Raw genomic sequence first — 22,078 nt, forward strand, 5'->3', positions numbered from 1 at the left:
TGTCGGCCGCGCGGACAGCGGTGACGGCCTGGTCGCGCTCCCCCACGACGAAGACGAGCGCCATCGGCCCCGAGCTGCACGCCCACGCGCACTGGGCCGAGGCCGGCAACCGCCACGAGGCCCTCATGCGGCTGAAGCAGGCCACCCGGCCGGACGCGGCGCAGGAACAGGCGGCCTGACAGCGGACTCACCGCCCACCGGACCTCGCGAAGTCTGCGAATTCGCTGGCACCGGCGCGGGCTGGGCCGCGAGACTGCGCGGATGGACACTCTGCCGCGCCTGCCTGCACCACTCCCCTGGCCGGTGTCGGACTCTCGCACACGCCTGTTTGTCGGCCACTACTCGGACATGCACAGCCTGGTCGCCGCACTGGTCCTGCCTGAGCACGCGCCCGCCTACGTGGTCAGCGTGCTGGAGACCTCCCACCAGCAGATCCGACACTCGTACTACCGATACAAGTCCACCACCGTCGCCGTCGCGCACTCGCTGTTCGCCCTGGAACACGCCCTGGCCGAACACCTCGGCAGGAGAAGGAAGACGATGCAGCAGCTCATCGACCATCACAGCGGCCTACAGCGGCAGGTGCGGGCGGGCGAGCAGCACGGTGAGCACCGCACCGTCCTGACCGCCGGGATCCTGGCGGTGTCGGCCCACCAACGCCAGCGCAGCGTGCGAGCGGCACAGCGGCCGGGTCCCCAGGGAAGCAAGAGGGGTGTTCCACGACTCCCGGCCGGTGGGAGACCAACCGCCCTGGGGAGAACATAGCGCGGCTGCACTGCTCGGGGGCCCGGCCTCGCGGGCCGAGGCCCGGCGGCTGACCGGGGAACTGCGTACCGCGATCGAGGAGGTCCCCTCCGCCTTCCTGGGCCGCTGCTCAACCTGCCCAGGCCATCGAGGACGTCGTCGGCAGGAAGGTCCGCCGTACATGGCTGGTGCTGTGACCGAGAAGGTTCACCGGGTGTGCTCGATGGCCGCGTTGCCGCGCTACGCTCCGCGGTCGTTACGCTGGGGCGGGTAGACGTATGGAGTCGTGGTGCTCAGGATGGCGAACCCGAGTCGTTGCAGAATGGGGCGGCTCTGGTCGGTTGCGTCGACCTGAAGGTAGCGGTAACCGAGGCCGGCGGCGATCCGGGCGCGATGGGCGACCAAGGCCCGGTAGATACCCCGGCCTCGCCAGGCGGTCACAGTGCCGCCGCCCCAAAGGCCGGCGAACTCCGTGCCCGGGTTCAGTTCCATCCGCGCCGAGCAGACGGGCAGGTCGCCGGCCATCGCAACGACCATGCTGACCGTTTCCGAGTCCTGGGTCAGTTGGGCGAGCAGCCGCTGCCGCAGACCGGCGCCGCTGGTGCCGAAGGCCTGCTCGTGGACGTCCACCACGAGATCCACTCCCGCGGGATCGGTCACCGAGAGCAGGCGGACGCCCTCGGGCAGCGCGATGTCGGCCGGCAGATCCTGGATCCGGGCGACCATCACCGCTTCCTCGAGCTCGGCTGTGAACCCGGCCGACCGCAGCCGCCTCCCGAGATCGCCGGGCCGGTCGTGGGCGTATGCCTTCCACTCGAACTCGCGCCCCAGCGTGCCGAAGTAGCCCACCTGCGCCGCGATCGCCGCATCCGCCGTGGCATCGTCGAGGTCCGACCAGAGGACGCCGTTCCAGTCGTGATCCTCGCCGACCTGCCGCACGACATCGCCGTCACGCTCGACGCGGGCTCCGGCACCGTCGGGCTGCGCGTCGCGCCTCATCTGGCGGTCGAACAGGGCGAGCACTTCTTCGTGATCCATCCGCCCACTCCAGCATGAGGTGGGCGGCCTCGCCATTGAGTTTTGTCCTGTTCCTCGCAGACGTGAGTGATCACGCGGCACGTGTCGGGCGACGGCCGCCCCAGCGGATGCCTTTCTCGCTGCGGATACGGGCGCGTTCGCGACGCTGTGCGGCCAGGACGTCGGGATGGCGGGCGTTGGCGTTGCGCCGGCGCAGGTAAGCGTGCAGTTCGCGGGTCTGAACCGTGTGGTTGGGGTGATGGGAGTCGGCGAGGGTGAACTGCCGCAGCGGTCCGAAGTGGGCCTCGATCGGGTTGGCCCAGGAGGCGTTGGTCGGGATGAAGCGGAGGTGGACGTTGTTGTCCTTCGCCCAGCGGAGGATCTTCTTGCCGTTGTGGGCGGAGAGGTTGTCCAGGATCACGTAGTTGGGGGCGCCGTCCCGGCGGGCGGCGCGGATCGACTTGAGTGCGGCCAGGGTGTTCGCGGTGCCCTTGCGGCGGCGGTTGACGCCCGACAGGGTGTCGTCGGAGTAGCAGCCGTGGAAGTACGTGACGCCGTGGGTCCGCTTGTAGGTCGCGGGCAGCCGGTTCGGCTTGCCTTGTTCGGCCCAGCGGCTGCCCGCGGTGGTCCGGACGCCGAGCGGGCCGAACTCGTCGAACGCGAAGGTGCGCTCCGGGAAGCGGTCCAGGACGTGTTCGATCCGATCGAGCTTGACGTCGTACTCGGGGTCGGTGGACTCCTTCACGTCTTGGTGCGCTGGAAGGTGACACCACGCCGGGTGAGCAGGCAGCGCAGGGCCTCACGGCCGATCCGGATCACCTGGCCGTGAACCCGACGCAGGTAGGCCAGAAGTTTGCGGATGGACCAGCGGGTGAAAGGCTGCCCGAGCTTGGCCGGGCGGGTGGTGGCCGTCTGAACGACGAAGTCCTCGTCGTCAGGACTGAGCAGGCGGGGACGAGGCGCCCGCTCACCGAGGGTCCAGGCTGGCCAGGCCGATCTCGTTGAACCGATGGATCACGTCCCGCACCGTGTCCTCGTCCGCCAGCACGAGCCGGGCAATCACCGGCACCCGGTTCCCACCGGCCGAGGCCAGCAGCATCATCGCCCGCCGATACCGCACCGAGCTGGTACTGCCTCGTCGCACGATCCGCTGCAACTGCTGTCCTTCATGGTCCGTGAGTCTGCGGACCCTGACTGGCTCTGCCACCACTCCCCTTCCGAGCTGAACGTCTCGCGACATCCAACCGGCCGATGGCCCGACAGCGCCAACCCGGCGAACCCATGCGGTCACAGCACTACTGACTTCGGCTGGTCAGGGTTCGCCTGCATCCGCACCAATTCCCGGCGCACCCGTCCCGCGGCGGTCAGCCCGCCCCCATCCGCATACCTCACACACCACCGGACACAACCACCGCAGCGAGCCCGTCAGGCAATTCGGGACAGTTCACCCGGACGAGCCGAAGTCAGTAAGGAAGTCGTAGAACAAGCGGACCGGCACCAGACGCTGCTGGATGGTGGCGTTGGCCAGCCCCGCCCCCGAGTCGATCGAGACCACGTTGGCTCCTCGACGGTGAGGCCTCAAGGTCAACTCCCTTACATAGAAAGCAATATGCGCCCGGTTCGCGGCTATCGGGTCGACGTTCTCCCGTTCGCACATCAACAGGTACTCGGCCAGCCCGCGAGCGTAAGCGTCGATCGTGCGGGGCGCACGTCCGAGATCCGTCCAGATTGTCAGCCAGGTCGCCGCCTGCTCGTGCCGGCCGAGCACCGGCCGCTTCTCCGTCAGCAACGTGCCACTCAACACATCTCCCAATTCCGTGGTCGCACCGGAGAGACATGATCACCCCGGCAGATTCCACGTAACTTTTAAGATGCTGAAGCGGCAGATGTTCGGCCGCGCCAACCTCGACCTCCTCCGCCGCCGAATACTCCTGACACCGTGACGGACCGTCACCGAGTCCCGAAATGTGGATCAGAGCCAGATCCCACTGTCCCTTGACAATCGTCGCAGCTCATGAAGTATTCGTGACCGCTGTGGTCCGCGGACCACGCTGCGAGCTTCTCCAGGCGCTTGCGCTGGTCTGCGGTGCCCTTGACTGTCGGAAGCATCTGCTTGGCGCCCCAACATCGGCCGCGCGCCTCGCCGGCGAGCGGGCCTGCAACAAAGTCGTAGAGCAGATCCGGGCGGATGCCGGTCTTGGCGTAGGCGCCCACGAGTTTGACGGGCCGACCGGGCCCATCGCAGCGGAGCCCGCCGTCGTCCGACCGGCCAGCTGGCTTGGACCGCACCTGAACGGGCTTGCGCTCATCGTCCCCGCCGACGAGGAGCTTCCTGCCACGCACTGTCCGCTTGCGCCCATCGGGGTGCTGTCACCGGCCGGCCGAGTGACACGGCCCCCACCCGGGGGGTGCCGCCGGGTATGCCCTGGAACCCTCCCCCGGCGTGGGCCGACACGGAACCCGGGCCCACGGGCGGTACCGACGGTGCCGCCACTCCTCGGTACAGGACGTCGAGAACCGCGGCCGGCGACGTCCTGGACCACCTCGGTACCGGTGCGACTCCCGAAGGACCCGGATGGCCACAAGACGACACCTCCTGAAGGCCGCGATCGCTGGCGGAACCTTCCTCCTCCTCCCGGCCGGGCTCCCGCCCTCGCGCGCCGGGGCCTCGGTGCGGGGAGGCAGCCTGGACCCGACGACCATCGACAAGTACGTCACCGAGCTCACGATCCCCCCGGTCATGCCCTGGGTCACCCGGGACCGGGAGCGCGGCCTCGACCACTACACGATCGGTGTCCGGCAGTTCCGGCAGCAGATCCTTCCCCCCGGATCACCGGCCACGACCGTGTGGGGATACGGGTCGACGCGGCATCCGGGCACGTTCCACTACCCCGCCTTCACCATCGAGGCCGACTTCGACCGGGCCGTGCGGGTCGAGTGGGTCAACCAGCTGGTCGACGGACGAGGACACCACCTGCCGCACCTGCTGTCCGTGGACCCCACCCTGCACTGGGCCAACCCCCCGGGCGGGATCCCGTTCCGTGACTCGCGACCGACGTTCACCTCGACTCCCGGGCCCTACACGGGTCCGGTACCCCTCGTGACCCACCTGCACGGCGGGCACAACGCCGAGGAGAGCGACGGCTACCCCGAGGCGTGGTACCTGCCCCGGGCGTCCGACATCCCAGGGCCGTACGCGCGCGTGGGGTCCTTCTACGAGGAGTACAAGGAGAAGTCCGAGGAGCGGTACGGCGCGCTCTGGAACCCGGGCAGCGCGGTGTTCCAGTACGCCAACCGCGACCGGGCCGCCACCTTCTGGTTCCACGACCATGCTCTGGGAATCACCCGCTTGAACGTCTACGCCGGGCTGGCGGGCTTCTACCTCCTGCGCGGCGGCCCCGACGACCTTCCGCGGGGCGTACTCCCGGGGCCGGCTCCCCGGCTCGGCGACCCCCCGGGAACGCGCCACTACGAGATCCCGGTCGTCATCCAGGACCGGTCGTTCAACCGCGACGGCAGCCTCTTCCACCCGTCGAGCCGCGCGTTCTTCGACGGATTCGACGGACCGTACGTTCCGGACAGCGACATCTCGCCGACCTGGGTTCCGGAGTTCATGGGCGACACCATGGTGACGAACGGCTCCACCTGGCCCGTTCTCCCTGTCGAGCCCCGCCGCTACCGCCTGCGGTTCCTCAACGGCTGCAACGCGCGCTTCCTGATCCTGAAGATCGTCACCGATCCGCTCGCCGCGCGGCCGGCGCCTGCGGCGCTGCCGTTCTGGCAGATCGGTTCGGAGGGCGGGTTCCTGCCCGCACCGGTGCGGCTCGACCAGCTGCTCACAGCTCCGGCGGAACGTGCCGACGTCGTCGTCGACTTCACGTCGGTTCCGGTCAGCACCGAGCTCTACCTCATCAACGAGGGCCCCGACAAGGCGTTCGGCGGCGGCACGGCGGGCATCGACTTCCCGCCCGCCAGTCCCTCGACCACCGGACAGGTCATGAAGTTCACGGTGCGGCCGCTCACCGCGCCCGACACGACCGTGCCTCCCGAACACCTCGTCCTCCCCCCGCTCGCACCCCTGCGTCCGGCTACCCGCACCCGGCGCCTCGCCCTGGTCGAGGAGGACTCCGCGGTCCTGCCGGACACCGGCCCCCGTGCGGTGATGCTCGGCACCCTGGACGACCACGGGAACCCGGTCCCCCTGGGCTGGGGCGACCCCGTCACGGAGAACCCCGCACTGGGGACCACCGAGATCTGGGAGATCCACAACTCCACGAAGGACGCCCACCCGATCCACGTCCACGAGGTCCAGTTCCAGGTCGTCGACCGGCAGGAGGCCGGACGCGACCCCAGAGCGCCGGAGCCCTGGGAGAGCGGGTTCAAGGACACGGTGATCGCGTACCCGCGCGCCGTGACCCGCATCAAGGCGACCTTCGGCCAGGCAGGCCGGTACGTGTGGCACTGCCACATGCTCGACCACGAGGACAACGAGATGATGCGGCCCTACACCGTCACCCCGGCCCGGCCGTAAAAGCCCCGACGTGTTGCGCCTACCTGCTGGCGATACGGCGGCCGGTGACCTCGTCCGGGAGGATCCTGACCCACAACGGGCGGCTTCCGCCGGCCCAGGGGGTGGAGCCGGGCAGCCTCGACAGGCTGGCGGTGTCGTCGGGGTCCTCGACGTGGTGCGACTCCCCCAGTATCAGTACGCTCCAGCCCTCGCACAGCCGGTCGTCGATGTGGTCGATCTGGAACGACACCCGCGAGCCGTCCGACGGTGCGGCCGAGCCGCGCGGGGACGTACGGTAGACGATCGTCCGGTGGTCCACGGCATAGTTCACGGGGTAGACCGCCGGGCCCGGGCTGACGGGAAGTCCCACGCGGCCCAGTCCGTGGGTACCGATCAGGTCCCAGCACTCCGGCTCGGTGAGGTGCCTCAGCGGTGGTCGAGCCCCGGTGGCCGGCGTCGGCTGTCCCGGCGGCGCGTCGGGCCGGTCCTCGACGAGATCCGTCCAGGGCATCCGCAGCGCGGCGGCGATCCGGACGAACCCGGCGGCGTCGAAGGAAGGGCCCACGGCCAGCAGGTGCCGCAGGTAGGTCGGCGCCATGGCCGCCCGGTGGGCCAGGGTGCACTCGTCCAGGCCCAGTTGGTCCCGACGGTCGGAGATCCGGCGGGCCACGTCGGCGGCGTCCGCCCGCCGGACGGCTTCGAGATCCGGGATGCGGTTCACGGTCGGCTCCTCGGCTCACGGTGTCCGCCGGTCACGCACGGAAGAGCGCGACCTTGAGGGCACCGTTGTCCCCGGCCGCGGCGAAGACGTCATAGGCGTCCTGCATCTCGTCGAGGCCGAAGCGGTGGGTGACCAGCCCGGTGACGTCCAGGCGGCCGGCGGCCAGCATGTCGAGCAGCATCGGGGTGCTGTGGGTGTCGACCAGGCCGGTGGTGATGGTGACATCGCGGATCCAGAGGTCCTCCAGGTGGAGGACGGCCGGCTTGCCGTGGACGCCGACGTTGGCGACCCGCCCACCGGGGCGGACGACGCGGGTGCAGAACTCGAAGGAGTCGGGGACGCCGACCGCCTCGATCGCGACGTCCGCGCCCAGGCCGTCCCGGCTCAGCTCCCGCACCGCGTCGGGGGTGGCCTCGGCGACGGTGAGGGCGGTGTCGGCGCCGAACCGCTTCGCGGCGTCCAGGCGGCTCTGCGCGAGGTCGACGGCGACGATGCGGGCGGGGCTGTAGAGCCGGGCGGTGAGAATCGCGGCGAGGCCGATCGGCCCGGCACCGACGATCACGACGGTGTCGCCGGGCCCGACCCTGCCGTTGCGGATCCCGACCTCGTAGGAGGTGGGCAGGATGTCGGCGAGCAGCAGCGCGTCCTCGTCGGTGACATCGTCGGGCAGCTTGTGCAGGGAGGTGTCGGCGAAGGGGGTGCGGACGGACTCGGCCTGGCACCCGTCGACGAGGTGGCCGAGGATCCAGCCGCCTCCGCCGGTGCACTGGCCGTAGCTCGCGGTGCGGCAGTAGGCGCAGCGGCCGCAGGCGGAGATGCAGGACACCAGCACGCGGTCGCCGACGGCGACGGTGCGCACGCCCGGGCCGGTCGCGGTGACGGTGCCGACGGCCTCGTGGCCCAGGACGCGTCCTTCGGCGACCTCGGGGACGTCCCCCTTCAGAATGTGCAGGTCGGTGCCGCAGATGGTGACCGCGTCGACGCGCACGATCGCGTCCTCGGGGTCACGGACGGCGGGGTCGGGGACCTCGCCCCAGGTTCGGCGGCCCGGTCCGTGGTAGGTCAGCGCCTTCATCTCCCGGTCACTCCTCTCGGGCGGCGGAGCGGCATCGCCGGTTCCGCTCTCTCTTCCAGCCTTCCGCCGTGTGACGGCCCCCACCATGGGTCCGGCGGGCGGAGGGCATGGGCCGTTCGGCCCTGCCGCAGGCCTGCCGCGCGTCGGCGCGCGGACGGACACCCGCCTAGGCTGGTCAGGGGTACCGGGCGAGCCGTGGAGGATCCCGTGGACATCGAGCCGGAGCACTCCGCGCCCGTCCCGAAGCTGCGGCTCGACGAACTGCTGGACGAGCTGCAGGCCCGGCTCGACGCGGCCCGGGGCACCCGCGACCGGGTGCACAGCCTGCTGGAGGCGGTGCTGGCGGTCGGGCGCGACCTGGAGCTCTCCCAGGCGCTGCGGCACATCGTGGAGGCGGCCGTGACCCTGGTCGACGCCGAGTACGGCGCGCTGGGGGTGATCGGGGAGGACCAGACGCTCTCCCAGTTCATTCCGGTCGGCGTCACCGACGAGCAGGTGAAGTCGATCGGCGCGCTGCCGTCCGGGCACGGGGTGCTCGGCGAGCTGATCCGTCACCCCGTGCCGCTGCGGCTGACCCGGATCTCGGACCACCCCGCCTCCTACGGGTTCCCTGCCCACCACCCGCCGATGAACTCCTTCCTCGGCGTACCGATCCGGGTCCGGGGCAGGGTGTTCGGCAACCTCTACCTGACCGAGAAGCACGGCGGCGGCGGATTCGACGCCGAGGACGAAGCGGTGCTCGCCACCCTCGCCGTCGCCGCCGGAGTCGCCGTCGACAACGCCCGGCTGTACGCGCAGGCCCGGCTGCGGGAGCGCTGGCTGGCGGCGAGCGCCGAGGTCACCAACAGCCTGCTGTCGGGCAGGGCGGAGCCCGAGGTCCTCGATCTGCTCGTCACCCGGGCGAGCGAGATCGCCGGCGCGGATCTCGCGGTGGTCTCCGTTCCGCTGCCGGAGACCGGCGAACTGGCGGTGCGGATCGCCGTCGGCCCGGGCGCGCACCAGCACCGCGAGCTGGTCGTCCCCGTCAAGGGGTCGTTCATGGGAGCGGCCGTTCTCACCGGCGGGCTGGTCACGAGTCCCGATGTTCGGAGGGATCCGCGGATCACCGCCGGACCGCCTCGGTGGGAAGGCCTCGGCCCGGCCCTCGCGGTACCCATCGGCACCTCGGAGCACGGCGTGCGCGGAGTGCTGATGCTCGCCCGGGCGAGCGGCGCGCCGCTCTTCGACCAGGGCGAGTCCGGCCCGCTGCTGGGCTTCGCCGCTCAGGCCGCCGTGGCGATGGAACTCGCCGAACGGCGCCGTGACTCCGAACGGATGGCCCTGCTCCAGGAACGCGACCGGATCGCCCGGGACCTCCACGACCTGGCGATCCAGCGGCTGTTCGCCACCGGCATGACCCTCCAGGGCGCCACCCGCTTCATCGAACACCCGGAGGCGACCGACCGGGTCCTGCGCGCCATCGACGACCTCGACGAGACCGCCAGGATCATCCGCACCACCATCTTCGGACTCCGCCTGCGGGACACCGGCCCCGCAGCCGGCGGCCTGCGCGCCCGGGTGGCCGAGACGGTCGAACGGGCCTCGCGATCGCTCGGCTTCACCCCGGCCGTCCGGATGACCGGCCTGCTCGACGCCGCTGTGCCCGGTGACGTCGCCGACGCCGCGGTGGCTGTGCTGGAGGAGGCGCTGTCCAACGCAGCCCGGCACGCGCGCGCCGGAGCCGTCCAGATCTGCCTCACCGCCGGGGCGGACCTCACGCTCACCGTCACGGACGACGGCGTCGGCCTGCCGGAGGGCGGACGCCGCAGAGCCTGGCCAACCTCGCCGACCGGGCCGCCGCGCTGGGCGGTACCTTCGCCGCCGGCACCCGCGCCGCAGGCGGGACCGAACTGGTCTGGCGCGTCCCACTGCCGGACTCCTGAGGGGCGTGCCGCGTGTCCCGGGGCCGTGTCCCGGGGCCGCGCACGCCCTCAGGCCTCCGGTTCCAGGACGTCGCGGACGGCCAGGCGGGGTGTGGGGGCGCCTTCCGGGCCGTAGCCGAGGCGGATCAGCATCTGGACGTGCCCGGGGCCCTGGTGCGGCTCGCGGGTGGCCCAGCGCAGGTAGGACCACTCCATCGCCTGGTGGAGCAGGGAGGCGCGCACGCCGTGGACGGTGGCGGTGAGCAGGACGTGCTCCAGGGCGAGTCCGGCGCACAGCCAGTCCGTGCGCTGGTCGTGGTCGGTCACGAGTACGGCGATCCGCGGTTCGCGCTCGAAGGTGGCGGGGGTGCGGTGCTCTGCCGGGCGCAGGGCGGTGAAGTCGCGCACGGGCAGGATCCCGGCGCGGTCCTGTGGCCCGAGGGCCCGGACCGGGATGCCGTACGGCGGCAGGTCACCGCTGTGGACCCAGGCGCGGCTCTCGGTGCGCTGACCCGCGTCGGTGGTACTGCGTCGCTCGGCCTCGGCGGTGATGTCGAGGAGCCGGGCGGTCTCCTCGTGCTCCGGGAGTTCGAGGTGGGCGTCCTCGGAGCGGGCCGCCGCCACGAGTTCGTCGAGGACGGCCGGCGGGACGGGCTCGCCGGTGAACGGCGTGCGGATCGAGTGGCGGCGCCAGATCGCCGTGTACAGCGCCTCGCTGCCGGGGGGCCGTACAGGTGCCGTGGCATCCAGTTGCACGGCGGCCAGGAGGTCGGGGTCGGCCGGGTCCGGGAGCAGCCGGACCTCGGGCGCCCAGCCCAGGTGGCGGGCCGCGACCCGCAGGTTGAGCACGGCGGCGCCGACCGAGATGTGCAGGGCCCGGCCCGCCGGGTCCGTCGCGGGAAGGGCGCGTTCCCGGGCGCCCCGGACCTCCAGGGTGGAGGTGTCCGGCTGGAAGCGGAACCGCCACGGCTGGCTGTTGTGGAGCGAGGGGGCGGCGACGGCCGCGGAGACGAGGCTCTCCAGTGCCGCGGCGTCGAGGGCGAGGGTGGTCATGGCCGCCTCCAAGGGGGTGCGCGGGCGGGTTGCCCCACCTCCACCGTGCGCCGGAGCCCGGCCCGATCGCTTGGGCCGGTCGGGCCCGGAGCCCGGCCCGACCGGCCCCGTGGTCAGCGCGGGTGCGGGTGGGGCCCGGACTCCGGATCGGCGTGCGCCGCGAGGACGGCGGCCTGGAGACGGCGTTCGACGCCAAGCTTGGCGAGCAGCCGCGAGACGTGGTTCTTCACCGTCTTCTCCGCGAGGAACAGCTCCCGGCCGATCTGGCGGTTGGTCTTCCCCTCCCCCACCAGGGCGAGGATCTCCCGCTCCCGGGGGGACAGCTGGGCGAGGGCGGCCTCGGTCGGGCTCTCGTCGTGGTGGCGCAGGCTCTCCATCAGTCTGCGGGTGGTCGACGGGTCGAGCATGGACTGGCCGGAGGCGACCGTGCGGACCGCGCCGACCAGGTCGGCGCCCTTGACGTGCTTCAGCACGTAGCCGGCCGCGCCGGCCATGATCGCGTCGAGCAGGGCGTCGTCGTCGTCGAACGAGGTCAGCATCAGGCAGACCAGTTCCGGCATGCGGTCACGCAGTTCCCGGCAGACGGTGACGCCGTCGCCGTCCGGCAGCCGGACGTCGAGAACGGCGACGTCCGGGCGAAGCGCCGGGACCCGGGCCAGTGCTTCGGTGCACGTCGCCGCCTCGCCGACGACTTCCAGGTCGGGCTCTGCCTCCAGCAGATCGCGCACCCCCCGGCGGACCACCTCGTGGTCGTCCAGCAGGAACACCCTGACGGGCCGCCCGGCGGCGGGCTCGGTCGCGTCCATCGCTGCTCCCTCGGTCGCCGGGCCGGTCACGTCAACGATTCTCCGCGCGCGTACGGCCCGGCGCACCAGGGACGGAGGTGGGTCAGGCCTGGGCGGCGAGCCGGATCTCGACGTCGACGACTCCGGGGACGGAGCGGACCAGCCGTTCCATCACCGGCAGGGAGACGGTATCCGGCAGGGCTCCGGACAGGGTGATCCTGCCGTCCTGCGCCCGGACGTCGACGTCCATCGGGCCGGCCGGGCCGAGGACGGCGACCAGTTCGAAGCGGACCTGGTCCGCGAGGTCGCGGTCGTCCACGAGGTGGACCTTCAGGAGGTCTCCCCGGCTGACGATGCCGACCAGGAAGTCCTCCGCGTCGACCACCGGAAGGCGCTTGAGGTGGCCGCGGGCCATGGCCCGGGCGGCCTCGTTGAGCGGGCTTTCCGGGTGCACGGTCACGGCGGGCACGGACATCATCCGCCCCGCCGTCAGGGCGTCGGCGCGCTCGCCGTCGCGGTCCCGGGCGGTGAGCAGGTCCGCCTCGGACACCACGCCGATCACCCGGCCGTCCCCGGTCAGCACCGGGACGGCGCTCACCTGCCAGCGTTGCAGGGTCTCGGCGACCTCGCGGAAGTCCGCGTCACGGCCGACGGCGACGACCCCGTGGGTCATGACGTCGGCGACGGTGTTCGGAGTGCTGGTCACGGCGACCTCCTGTGTCCTACGGCGCCGCGTGGTAGGCGCGCGGGTGTTCGAGCCGGGGGCTGGTGTCGTCCTCGGTCCAGTCGAGTGTGTGGTGGACGGCGACCACACCGTCCACGGCGCGGCACAGCCGTTCGGCGACCGGGATCAGGCTGCGCCGGGGCAGCCGTCCGGCCAGGGTGACGACCCCGTCCTCGACCGTCACCCGGACGGCCTCGGGAGCGAGCCAGAGGGTCTGGCCGAGCACGTCGTGAACGATCTCCTCGCGGATCGCCGCGTCGTGCCGTAGGAACACCTGCAGCAGGTCGCGGCGGCTCACGATGCCGACCAGCCTGCCGACCTCGTCGACGACCGCCAGACGCTTGACCCGGTGCTTGTCCATCGCGCGGGCGGCTTCGGTGATCGTCCATTCCGCGCGCGCGGTGATCACCGGGCTGGTCATCAGGCCGCCGGCCGTCTCGGCCTCGGCCCGGGCCCGGTCCTTCGCGTCCAGCCAGCGGCCGGGGTAACGGCCCTCCGGATCCGGCAGGACGGCCTCCTTCCGGAGCAGGTCGGCCTCGGAGACCATACCGAGCGGGCCGCCCTGTGCGTCGAGGACCGGGATCGCGGTGATGTCGTTGCGGTGGAACAGCGCCACGATCTCCTTGAACGGGGTCTCGGGCCGGGCGGTGACGACCTCGCGGGTCATCACGTCCTTGACGCTGCGGTGCTGCATCGTCCTCACTCCTCCTCGGAGTCCTCGATGGGCCCGTCGGGGGCCCCGCCTTCACTGTCCACCCGCGCACCGCCGCCGCACAGGGCCGGACGGCCCAGCCCCGCAGGGCCGCTCCGCCCCAGGACAACGGAGCCGTCCGACGGGACGATGGGAGCACCCGAGCCCGTCGGAGGCCACCATGACCACGGACACCGGCACGCCCCTTCCGCAACCGCGCCCCGGTCTTCTGACCTTCCTCGGCGGCGTGGGCACCGTCACCGGCAGCAAGTTCCTGGTGGAGACCGACCACGCCCGGCTGATGATCGACTGCGGCCTGTTCCAGGGCCTGGCCGAACTGCGCCGCCGCAACCGGCACCCGCTGCCGCTCGACCCGGCCGACGTCCGGGCGGTGGTGCTCACCCATGCCCACCTGGACCACTGCGGCTACCTGCCGCGCCTCGTCCGGGACGGCTTCCGCGGCCCGGTGCTCACCACCCCGGACACCGCCCGGATCGCCGAACTGATCCTGCGCGACAGCGCGCACCTGCTCCGTGAGGAGGCCGACCACGCCAACCGGTACGGGTGGTCGAAGCACCGGCCCGCCGAGCCGCTGTACCACGACGAGGACGTCGAGAACACCCTGCGGATGTTCGACCCCGTCCCGCTGGACAGCGACGTCGAGGTCACCTCCGGCATCGTGCTGCGCCTGCACCGCGCCGGGCACATCCTGGGCTCCGCCTGGGCCCACCTCACCCTGGAGGACGGCCACACCCTGGCCGCCAGCGGCGATCTCGGCCGGCCCGTGCACCCGCTGCTGCGCCCGCCCGAACCCTTCACCGGCGCCGACGTGCTGCTGATGGAGTCCACGTACGGCAACCGGCACCACGAGGAGACCGCCGCCCGTGAGTGGTTCGCCCGCGCGCTGGAGCGCACCCTGGCCCGCAGCGGCACCGTGGTGATCCCCTCCTTCGCGGTGGACCGCACGGAGGTCGTGCTGCACCAGCTGACGGAACTGCGCCGCTCGGGCCGCCTGGCGGCCGACGTCCCGGTGCACGTGGACAGTCCGATGGCGCTGGCGACCCTGCAGATCTACCGGGAGGCCTTCGCGGCCGGCTCCGACCAGCTGCGCCCCGCCGTCCTGGCCCAGGGCGCGGCCGCGCTGGACCCTGAGCCGTTCACCCTCGTGCACGCGTTACAGGACTCGCTCGCCCTGGACCGGGCCCACGGGCCGGCGGTGATCGTCTCGGCCTCCGGAATGGCCACCGGCGGGCGCGTCGTCCACCACCTGCGCCACCTGCTTCCCGACCCGCGCAACACCGTCGTCGTGGTCGGCTACGCCGCCGAGGGCACCCGGGCCCGCGACCTGGTGGACGGGGCGCGCACCCTGAAGATGCACGGGACGTACGTACCGGTGCGCGCCGAGGTGGTCGACGTCCCGGCGTTCTCCGCACACGCCGATTCCGCTGAGATCGTGGACTGGCTGCGCGGGGCCCCTGAGCCGAGCGCGGTGTACCTCGTCCACGGAGAGCCCGAGAGCTCGGCCGCCCTGCGCGACCGGATCGACCGCGAGCTCGGATGGACGGCCGTGGTCCCCCGATCGGGCGAACGGGTCCTGGTCCGCTGACGGGCTCGGCAGGTCACCGGCCGGGGGCTGCCGCCGCGGTCACCGCAGCTGCCGGTGGATGAACACGCTCGGCGTCCCACCGGACGCGTTCGCAGCCGGGTCGGCCGTCCCGGCGGGGCCACTACACCGGCACGAACCCGCCGGTCACATCACCGACGCGGTCGGGCTCGTTCACCGGGTCGAGCACCAGTTCCGGGCTGCCCGGCGAGAAGTCCAGCTGCGGCAGGACGCGGCGACGCTTCCGCCCGTCCCACCGGCCGCCTCCCCTCGGGGAAGCCCGTGTCCCGGGGCGGAGGACCCGTGTGACGCGCACGCAGCGGTTCCCGCCCTCACCCTTCCCCGGCGGGCAGCGGGCGGCGCAGGCGGCGCAGGTAGGGGTCGAAGGAGGGGCGGGGTTCCAGGCGGACGCGGGCGTCGACGCAGACGGCCCCGCCGGGGCGCGCGATGACCGGGTTGAGGTCGGCCTCGACGAGTTCGGGGACGTCGGCGGCGAGCCGGGAGAGCCGGGCGAGTACGGAACGCACGGCGTCCAGGTCGACCGGGGGCGTGCCGCCGTAGCCCGTCAGCAGGGGCGCGGCGCGCAGGTCGTCGACCATGGTGGTGAGGTCGTGTTCGGTGAGCGGGGCCAGCCTGGTCGTTCGGTCGTCCAGGACCTCGGTCGCGGTGCCGCCCATGCCGAACACGACGAGCGGGCCGAAAACACGGTCCTGGACCACGCCCGCGAGCAGCTCGACGCCGGGCGCAGCCATCGGCTGCACCACGGCACCGGCCAGCCCGGTCCCGAAGGCCCGGGTGAACTCCTGGTAGGCGGAGCGGACTTCGCCCTCCCCGGCGAGCCCGGTCCGGACCGCGCCCGCCGCACTCTTGTGCACCTGGCCGGGCCAGTACGCCTTGAGCGCGACCTTGCCCTCGTGCCCGAGCGGGGCCAGACCCGCCGCGGTGACGGCCGCGGTGTGCTCGTCGCGTGCCCAGACCGAGGTGACCAGCGGCAGGCCATGGCTCTCCAGCAGGTCGGCGGTGGTGAGCGGGTCGAGCCAGCCCCCTTCCGGGTGGGCGGCGAGGTGGCCGTCGACGAGACTGCGGGCGGTACGCAGGTCACAGCCGGGCGCGTCGGCCTCGGGGGACGGCGGTTCGGCCAGCCGCCGGGCGCGGTCCCGGGCGTGGGCGAACGCGCGGGCGGCGGCGACGGTGTCCGAGTACGCCGGGATCCGGCCGCCGTCGGCGCAGGTCAGGTAGCGGATCGGCACCTGCTGGTCGAGCAGTACGGCGGCGAACGGGACGTGGCGGCGGGCCGGGCCGTCGAGCAGGGCGCGCAGCGGATCGCGGTCGGAGGTGGTGGCGAGCGCGGTCGGGACCAGGCAGAGCAGCACGGCGTCGATGCCCGGGTCCCGCTCCAGGGCGTCCAGACAGCGGGCGAGGTCCTCCGGCCCGACCGCCGCGGTGGTGTCCACCGGGTTGCGGGCGGAGGCGCCCGGCGGGAGCAGCCGCCCGAGCCCGGGCCCGGGCTCGGGCAGCGTCAGGCCGGCCTCGGCGCAGGCGTCGGCGGCGAGGATGCCGATGCCGCCCGCGTTGGAGACCACGGCGACCGCGCCGCGCGGAGCGGGGAGCGGCTGGACGTGCAGCAGGCCGGCGGTCGCGACGAGTTCGTCGATGCTGCGGGTGGCGGTGATGCCGGCCTGGCGGAACAGCGCCTCGCGGGTGACGGTGGGTGTGGCGGCTGCGGCGGTGTGCGAAGCCGCGCCCCGCCGGCCGGCCTCCGAGCGGCCCGCGTCGACGGTGAGCACCGGCATCCGCCGGGTGACCCGGCGGGCGGTGCGGGCGAAGGCGCGCGGGTTGCCGAAGGACTCCAGGTGGAGCAGGGCGAGGTCGGTGCGGCCGTCCTGCTCCCACCACTGGAGCAGGTCGTTGCCGCTGACGTCGTACTTGTCGCCGAGCGAGACGAAGCTCGACACCCCGACGCCCAGCCAGGCCAGCCGCTCCAGCAGGGCGATTCCCACTCCGCCGCTCTGCACCGCCACCCCGGCGCTGCCGGGCAGTGGGAAGGCCCCGCCGAACTCGGCGTCCAGCCGAACGGCCGTCTCGGTGTGTGCGATGCCCAGGCTGTTCGGTCCGACCAGGCGCATGCTGTGCCGCCGGCAGGCGTGCAGCAGGTTGCGGGCCTGCTCCGGGCCGAGACCGGAAGCGAGCACCACCAGGGCACGGACCCCGGACCGCCCGCAGTCCTCGGCGACGTCCGGCACGGCGGCGGCCGGGACGGCGAGCACCGCGAGGTCCGGTACGGCAGGCAGCGCGCCCACGGACGGGTACGCGGGTGTGCCGCCCACGGCGCCGGCGGACGGGTTGACCGCCCACAGCCGGCCGGTGAAGCCACCTTGCCGGATCCGGGTGAGGACGGTCCTGCCGACCGAGCCCTCCCGCCGGGAGGCGCCGACCACCGCGACCGCGGCCGGGCGCAGCAGCGCGGTCAGGCTGGCCAGGTCGGCGCGGCGGGCCCGTTCGTCGACCGCCTCCCGGTAGTGCTCGTCGGCCTCCTCCAGCGGTACCCGGACCCGGACCCCGCCCTGTTCGAAGCGGCGGTGCACCGGCAGGCCGAGCCCGGCGAAGACCTTGTGCACCTGGTGGTTGCCGCTCAGGGTGTCGGCCTCGAAGGAGCGCACCCCCCGACTCCGCGCGGCGTGGACCAGGTGCTCCAGGAGCAGCGTGGCCACGCCCCGGTGGTGCCAGCGGTCGGCGACCACGAGCGCCAGCTCGGCGGTGCCCCTGGGCTCGTCCAGCAGTTCACAGTCGGCCTCGCCGACGAGTGCGCCGTCGGCCCACGCGCCCAGTGCCAGCAGGCCCGGTCCGTGGGGGCCGCACAGGCGGTCGGCGGCGAGCCGGGGCGCGGTGCGGCTGACGCCGAGGAAGCGCAGCCGCCGGCTCTCCTCCGACATCCCGGTGGTGTGCAGGTCGAGGACGGCCTGCCGGTCCCCGGCGGTGATCGGGCGGATCTCGACGGTGGTCCCGTCGATCAGCAGGGCCGCCTCGACGGCGGAGTGCGGAGCGGGGGCGGTGGACATGGGAGCCTCCTCGGCCCGTTCGTCGGGCTTCCAGCCTCCTCGGCGCCCGCCGCTCCCGGCCAGGGCCGACCGGCCCCGTCCGCACCGCCGAACGGGGTGCCGACGCCCGCTGCCCCGGCGGGCGGGGCGGTCGGGCGGTGCGCAGACTGGGAGACGGGCACTCGGCAGGGAGGTGGTCCCGTGGAGGCGTTCCCGCCGGTGGGGCGGCCGGTGATGCCGGACCCGTGGGTCCTGCGCTACGAGGGTTTCGATCCCGCCGAGGAGGGGCTGCGGGAGGCGCTGTGCGCGGTCGGCAACGGCTACCTGGTCACCCGTGGCGCCGCACCCGAGTCCGTCGCGGACGGCGTCCACTACCCGGGGACGTACCTGGCCGGCTGCTACCACCGCGCGGTCTCGACGGTGGCGGGCCGGCCGGTCACCAACGAGGACCTGGTCAACGCCCCGAACTGGCTGTCGCTGACCTTCCGCACCCCGGGGGGCACGTGGTTCTCCGGCCCGCCGGCCGAGCAGACCCTGGAGCTGGACCTGCGCCGGGGCCTGCTCACCCGCACCGCCCTCGTGGTGGACGACGAGGGGCGACGGACCCGGCTGGTGCAGCGCCGTCTCGCCAGCCAGGCCCGCCCGCACGTGGTCGCCCTGGAGAGCACGTTCACCGCGGAGAACTGGTCCGGGCCGTTGGAGGTCCGCTCGGCCCTGGACGGCGTGGTCGCCAACCGGGGCGTCGCCCGCTACCGGGGCCTGGCCGACCGCCACCTCGTCCCGGCCGGGCAGGGGGTGACGGAGGGCGGGCTGTGCTGGGTGGAGGTCGCGGCGCCCGGCGCGCCGCTGCGGATCGCCCTGGCCGCCCGTACCCGGGCGCCGGACGGCACGGTCGCTGTCACGTACGAGCACGGGGACGGCCGGGCGGCGGAGCTGCGGGTGCTGGAGCTGCCTTCAGGGCGGCCGGTCATCGTCGAGAAGGTGGCGGCCGTGCACACCTCCCGCGATCCGGCGATCGGGACCCCGCTCGCCTCCTCGCTGCTGCTGGCCGCCGAGGCCGGCGGGTTCGCCGAGTTGCTCGCCGAACACGCGCTGCGCTGGAGCGAGCTGTGGCGCCACTGCCGGATCGAGGCGGACTTCGACGGCGCCGGAGCGCTGCACCTGGCCCTGTTCCACCTGCTGCAGACCTATTCGGAGCACTCGGTGGACCTGGACGTCGGCGTCCCGGCGCGCGGTCTGCACGGCGAGGCCTACCGGGGTCACATCTTCTGGGACGAGCTGTTCGTGCTCCGGCTGCTCGACCTGCGCTTCCCGGAGCTGGCCCGCTCCGTGCTGCGCCACCGCCACCGCCGGCTGGACGCCGCCCGGCGGGCCGCGCGGGAGGCCGGGTTCCGCGGCGCGATGTACCCGTGGCAGAGCGCGAGCGACGGCCGGGAGGAGTCCCAGCAGCTCCACCTCAACCCGCTGTCCGGCCGCTGGCTGCCCGACCACACCCACCTCGAACGGCACGTCGGCTCGGCGGTCGCCTACAACATCTGGAAGTACTACGAAGCGACCGGGGACCTGGAGTTCCTCTCCTCGGCGGGCGCCGAGACGCTGCTGGAGATCGCCCGCTTCTGGTCGTCGGCGGCGGTGCACGACCCCGGCCGCGGGCGCTGGTCGATCCGCGGCGTGCTCGGGCCCGACGAGTACCACGACGCCTACCCCGGCGCCGACCTGCCCGGGCTCGACGACAACGCCTACACCAACGTCCTGGCGTCCTGGGTGCTCGCCCGCGCACAGGACGCCCTGCGGGTGCTGCCCGCGTACCGGCGCGGCGAACTGTGCGAGCGGCTCGCCCTGGACGACCCGGAACTCGACCGCTGGCAGGAGGTCGGCCGACGGCTGCACGTCCCGTTCCACGACGGGGTGCTGAGCCAGTTCGAGGGCTACGAACGACTGGCCGAACTCGACTGGGCGGCCTGCCGGCAGCGCTACCCCGACCTGCGCCGGCTCGACCGGATCCTGGAGGCCGAGGGCGACACCGTCAACCGCTACCAGGCCTCCAAGCAGGCGGACGCGCTGATGCTCTGGTACCTGTTCTCCGCGCGCGAGGTCCGCGACCTGCTGCGGCACCTCGGCTACCCGGCCCCCCACGAGCTATTCCGGCGCACCACCAACTACTACCTGCGGCGCACCGTGCACGGCTCGACCCTCAGCTCGGTCGTCCACGCCTGGGTACTCACCCGCTCCGACCGCCGGGCCTCCTGGCGGTACTTCCGCGACGCCCTGGTGGCCGACCTCCTCGACGCCCAGCACGGCACCACGGCGGAGGGCATCCACCTCGGTGCGATGGCGGGGGCGGTCGACCTGCTGCAACGCTGCTACACCGGGCTGGAGACCGGGGAGGACGAGCTGCGGCTGGACCCGCACCTGCCGTCGGCGCTCGGCCGGCTGGAGCTGGAGCTGTGCTACCGGGGCCACCGGGGCGTGGTGGTCACGGTCGACCGGCGCACCGTGACGGTGGGCCTGCGCGAGGACGGTCCCGGGACGATCCGGATCCGCTGCCGCGGGACCGCAGCCACCCTGCGTCCCGGTGAGGTCCGGGTCTTCCGGCTCTGATCCCCGCGCCCGCTCAGCTGCGCTGGGTCCACAGCGGCTCCACCCGCTCCCAGTCGGGCTCCCAGCTCCGCTCCGCCCGCCGGTCCAGGGCATGCCGGCGCAGCGTGAAGCCGACGACGGCGAGGGAGGAGAGAGCGACCGCCGTTCCGACGCCGAGGAACCCGGCGTCCGAGAGGACCACCGCGCCATCGCGGGCGGCCACGGCCGGGACACCCCGGTCGTCCACCTGGATCGGCACCGCCGTGCCGACCGGCGCCCCCACGGTCACCCGGACGACGCCACCGCCGGGACCGACCGGATAGGCCCACCGGGCCGGGGCGTGTGCCCAGGAACCTCCGGTCCGCAGGTCGTCGGCCACCGCGGCACCGACGGTCGTCGCCACGACGGCGTGCCGGTGGCGGGCGATCTCCCGCTCGTCGTGCGTCTCCGCCCGGTAGACCAGCGCGGAGACCGCCGCGCTCACGGCGAGCAGCGCGACGAGGACGAGCGGCAGTGCCAGCGCCAGCCGGCTGCGGGCCCGGTCGACCGGGCGGCACAGCGGGCTGCCGTCCCGGCCGCAGGCGCGGCGGAGCTGGGCCCGGAGCGGCGTGTGCGCGGCCGGGTGCTGCTGCGCTGTCATGGCGCACCTCCTCGGGACGAAGGCCCGTGGTTCGTCGGCCTCGCGTCCAGTCTTCGCGGCGCGGTGACGGCCGCCCCAGGGTCGGCCGGGCCCCCCACCGGGGCCGTCCGGCCCCTGCCGGAAGGGGCGGATGGTGGTGCCATGGAGGTGCGGAGCGAAATGCGCGCGTCCGCGAGCGCACCGAGGAGGGCGAGATGAACGGCGAGCTGAGAGCCGCGGTCGGGGACCGCATCATCGTCCGCGGCACCCGGCCGGGCGCGGTTCGGCGGGACGGCGAGATCGTCGGCCTCCACCACCCGGACGGGACCCCGCCCTACGACGTCCGCTGGTCGGACACCGGCCGGGTGACGGAGTACCTGCCGGGCCCGGACGCCCAGGTCCACCACTACCGCCACGGAGAGGACGAGCCCCCAGCCGTGAATCCCCACCTCTTCGCCGACTGAGTCCCCGTGGGCACCGCCACCCGGGAGCACCGGCCCCCGGCGGGGCTGGCCGAGCACGGCCCGAACGAGGTCACCGCCCAGCCCCGGGTCCCGCTGGGGGCCGAGGTGGGCGCGCAGCTGCGCGATCCGCTGATCACTGTGCTGCTCGCGGCCGTGGTGCTCACGGTCGCCATCGGCGACCACCCGGACGCGGTGGTGATCGCCCTGGTGGTCGTGGTCAACACGACCGTCGGCGTCGTCCAGGAGGCCGGGAGCCCGACCGGGACGAGGCCGAGGCCGGGCTGCGCCCGCTGTTGTCCGAGGCCACCGCGGGCCTGCCCGCGCTCGACCCCGGCGTGCACCTCACCCACGAGGTGCTGTACGGGCACCCCGTCGAGGAGTTGGCCCGGGCCTCCGGACACGCGCTCGCCGTCGTGGTCGGGCGGCGGGGCCGCGGCGGGTTCACCGGCATGCGGCTCGGCTCCGTGCCGCACGGGTTGCTCCGCCGCGCCCACTGCCCGGTCATCACCGTCCCGATGCCGCCCGGGGCGGGCGGCTGACCCGGTACCGAACT

The 22,078-nt window shown here is 73.3% G+C and carries 16 protein-coding genes and 4 pseudogenes; 9 read left to right on the forward strand and 11 right to left on the reverse strand.

Annotation, left to right across the window (positions count from 1 at the left end; genetic code table 11):
• The first annotated feature begins 20 nt into the window (after positions 1–20).
• Positions 21–179 (forward strand): hypothetical protein, encoded by a 159-nt coding sequence (locus tag ABZW10_RS32310; protein WP_355373107.1) that lies wholly within the window; start codon positions 21–23, stop codon positions 177–179.
• 82 nt (positions 180–261) lie between these two features.
• Complete coding sequence (locus tag ABZW10_RS32315; protein ID WP_355373110.1) at positions 262–765, forward strand: hypothetical protein; 504 nt, start codon at positions 262–264, stop codon at positions 763–765.
• A 219-nt stretch (positions 766–984) separates the two neighbouring features.
• On the opposite strand, the gene ABZW10_RS32320 is transcribed toward ABZW10_RS32315, so the two are convergent.
• The 3 genes and pseudogenes from ABZW10_RS32320 to ABZW10_RS32330 all read right to left on the reverse strand — a co-directional run bounded on the left by ABZW10_RS32320 (position 985) and on the right by ABZW10_RS32330 (position 3,550).
• Positions 985–1,782: a GNAT family N-acetyltransferase gene (locus ABZW10_RS32320; RefSeq protein WP_355373112.1), complete on the reverse strand. Its 798-nt coding sequence runs from the start codon at positions 1,780–1,782 to the stop codon at positions 985–987.
• Between the two features lie 70 nt (positions 1,783–1,852).
• A pseudogene (locus ABZW10_RS32325) lies at positions 1,853–2,968 on the reverse strand (IS630 family transposase).
• A 237-nt stretch (positions 2,969–3,205) separates the two neighbouring features.
• Entirely contained in the window at positions 3,206–3,550 is a 345-nt protein-coding gene (locus tag ABZW10_RS32330; RefSeq protein ID WP_355373115.1) for a hypothetical protein, read from the reverse strand.
• A 786-nt stretch (positions 3,551–4,336) separates the two neighbouring features.
• Here ABZW10_RS32330 and ABZW10_RS32335 point away from each other — a divergent pair.
• Positions 4,337–6,292 (forward strand): multicopper oxidase, encoded by a 1,956-nt coding sequence (locus ABZW10_RS32335; RefSeq protein WP_355373117.1) that lies wholly within the window; start codon positions 4,337–4,339, stop codon positions 6,290–6,292.
• A 19-nt stretch (positions 6,293–6,311) separates the two neighbouring features.
• Here ABZW10_RS32335 and ABZW10_RS32340 read toward each other — a convergent pair whose 3' ends face one another.
• Positions 6,312–6,992, reverse strand: coding sequence for a pyridoxamine 5'-phosphate oxidase family protein (locus tag ABZW10_RS32340; RefSeq protein WP_355373120.1), 681 nt, complete (start codon positions 6,990–6,992; stop codon positions 6,312–6,314).
• A 31-nt stretch (positions 6,993–7,023) separates the two neighbouring features.
• Positions 7,024–8,067 carry a zinc-dependent alcohol dehydrogenase family protein gene (locus ABZW10_RS32345; RefSeq protein WP_355373122.1) on the reverse strand — a complete coding sequence of 348 codons (1,044 nt, stop codon included), beginning with the start codon at positions 8,065–8,067 and terminating at the stop codon, positions 7,024–7,026.
• Between the two features lie 207 nt (positions 8,068–8,274).
• Between ABZW10_RS32345 and ABZW10_RS32350 the strand changes: the two are divergent.
• Positions 8,275–9,989: pseudogene (locus tag ABZW10_RS32350) on the forward strand (GAF domain-containing protein).
• Positions 9,990–10,037: 48 nt separating this feature from the next.
• Here the strand turns inward: ABZW10_RS32350 and ABZW10_RS32355 are convergent.
• The 4 genes from ABZW10_RS32355 to ABZW10_RS32370 form a co-directional block, all read right to left on the reverse strand.
• Positions 10,038–11,021 carry a nitroreductase family protein gene (locus ABZW10_RS32355; RefSeq protein ID WP_355373125.1) on the reverse strand — a complete coding sequence of 328 codons (984 nt, stop codon included), beginning with the start codon at positions 11,019–11,021 and terminating at the stop codon, positions 10,038–10,040.
• A 113-nt stretch (positions 11,022–11,134) separates the two neighbouring features.
• Positions 11,135–11,827 (reverse strand): response regulator transcription factor, encoded by a 693-nt coding sequence (locus tag ABZW10_RS32360; protein WP_355373128.1) that lies wholly within the window; start codon positions 11,825–11,827, stop codon positions 11,135–11,137.
• An 82-nt stretch (positions 11,828–11,909) separates the two neighbouring features.
• Positions 11,910–12,512 carry a CBS domain-containing protein gene (locus ABZW10_RS32365; RefSeq protein WP_355373131.1) on the reverse strand — a complete coding sequence of 201 codons (603 nt, stop codon included), beginning with the start codon at positions 12,510–12,512 and terminating at the stop codon, positions 11,910–11,912.
• A gap of 16 nt (positions 12,513–12,528) precedes the next feature.
• A complete protein-coding gene (locus ABZW10_RS32370) occupies positions 12,529–13,224 on the reverse strand; it encodes a CBS domain-containing protein (protein WP_355373134.1) in 696 nt (231 codons plus the stop codon).
• Between the two features lie 178 nt (positions 13,225–13,402).
• On the opposite strand from ABZW10_RS32370, the gene ABZW10_RS32375 reads away from it, so the two are divergent.
• A complete protein-coding gene (locus tag ABZW10_RS32375; protein WP_355373137.1) occupies positions 13,403–14,827 on the forward strand; it encodes an MBL fold metallo-hydrolase in 1,425 nt (474 codons plus the stop codon).
• Positions 14,828–15,156: 329 nt separating this feature from the next.
• Here the strand turns inward: ABZW10_RS32375 and ABZW10_RS32380 are convergent, their stop codons facing one another.
• A complete protein-coding gene (locus tag ABZW10_RS32380; protein WP_355373138.1) occupies positions 15,157–17,883 on the reverse strand; it encodes a GNAT family N-acetyltransferase in 2,727 nt (908 codons plus the stop codon).
• Positions 17,884–18,063: 180 nt separating this feature from the next.
• Between ABZW10_RS32380 and ABZW10_RS32385 the strand changes: the two genes are divergently transcribed.
• Positions 18,064–20,463: a glycosyl hydrolase family 65 protein gene (locus ABZW10_RS32385; protein ID WP_355373141.1), complete on the forward strand. Its 2,400-nt coding sequence runs from the start codon at positions 18,064–18,066 to the stop codon at positions 20,461–20,463.
• A 13-nt stretch (positions 20,464–20,476) separates the two neighbouring features.
• On the opposite strand, the gene ABZW10_RS32390 is transcribed toward ABZW10_RS32385, so the two are convergent.
• Complete coding sequence (locus ABZW10_RS32390) at positions 20,477–21,082, reverse strand: hypothetical protein (protein ID WP_355373143.1); 606 nt, start codon at positions 21,080–21,082, stop codon at positions 20,477–20,479.
• A gap of 194 nt (positions 21,083–21,276) precedes the next feature.
• Here ABZW10_RS32390 and ABZW10_RS32395 point away from each other — a divergent pair, with 194 nt between their 5' ends.
• From ABZW10_RS32395 to ABZW10_RS32405, 3 genes and pseudogenes are all read left to right on the forward strand, one after another.
• The gene (locus ABZW10_RS32395) at positions 21,277–21,525 is read left to right on the forward strand and encodes a DUF1918 domain-containing protein (protein WP_355373146.1); all 249 of its coding nucleotides are present in this window, start codon (positions 21,277–21,279) and stop codon (positions 21,523–21,525) included.
• A gap of 6 nt (positions 21,526–21,531) precedes the next feature.
• A pseudogene (locus ABZW10_RS32400) lies at positions 21,532–21,675 on the forward strand (cation-transporting P-type ATPase); the annotation flags it as partial.
• A gap of 134 nt (positions 21,676–21,809) precedes the next feature.
• Positions 21,810–22,064, forward strand: a pseudogene (locus ABZW10_RS32405) (universal stress protein); the annotation flags it as partial.
• Positions 22,065–22,078 lie beyond the last annotated feature (14 nt).

Origin of the sequence: Kitasatospora sp. NPDC004723 (assembly GCF_040609255.1) — a bacterium.
GTDB lineage: Bacteria > Actinomycetota > Actinomycetes > Streptomycetales > Streptomycetaceae > Kitasatospora.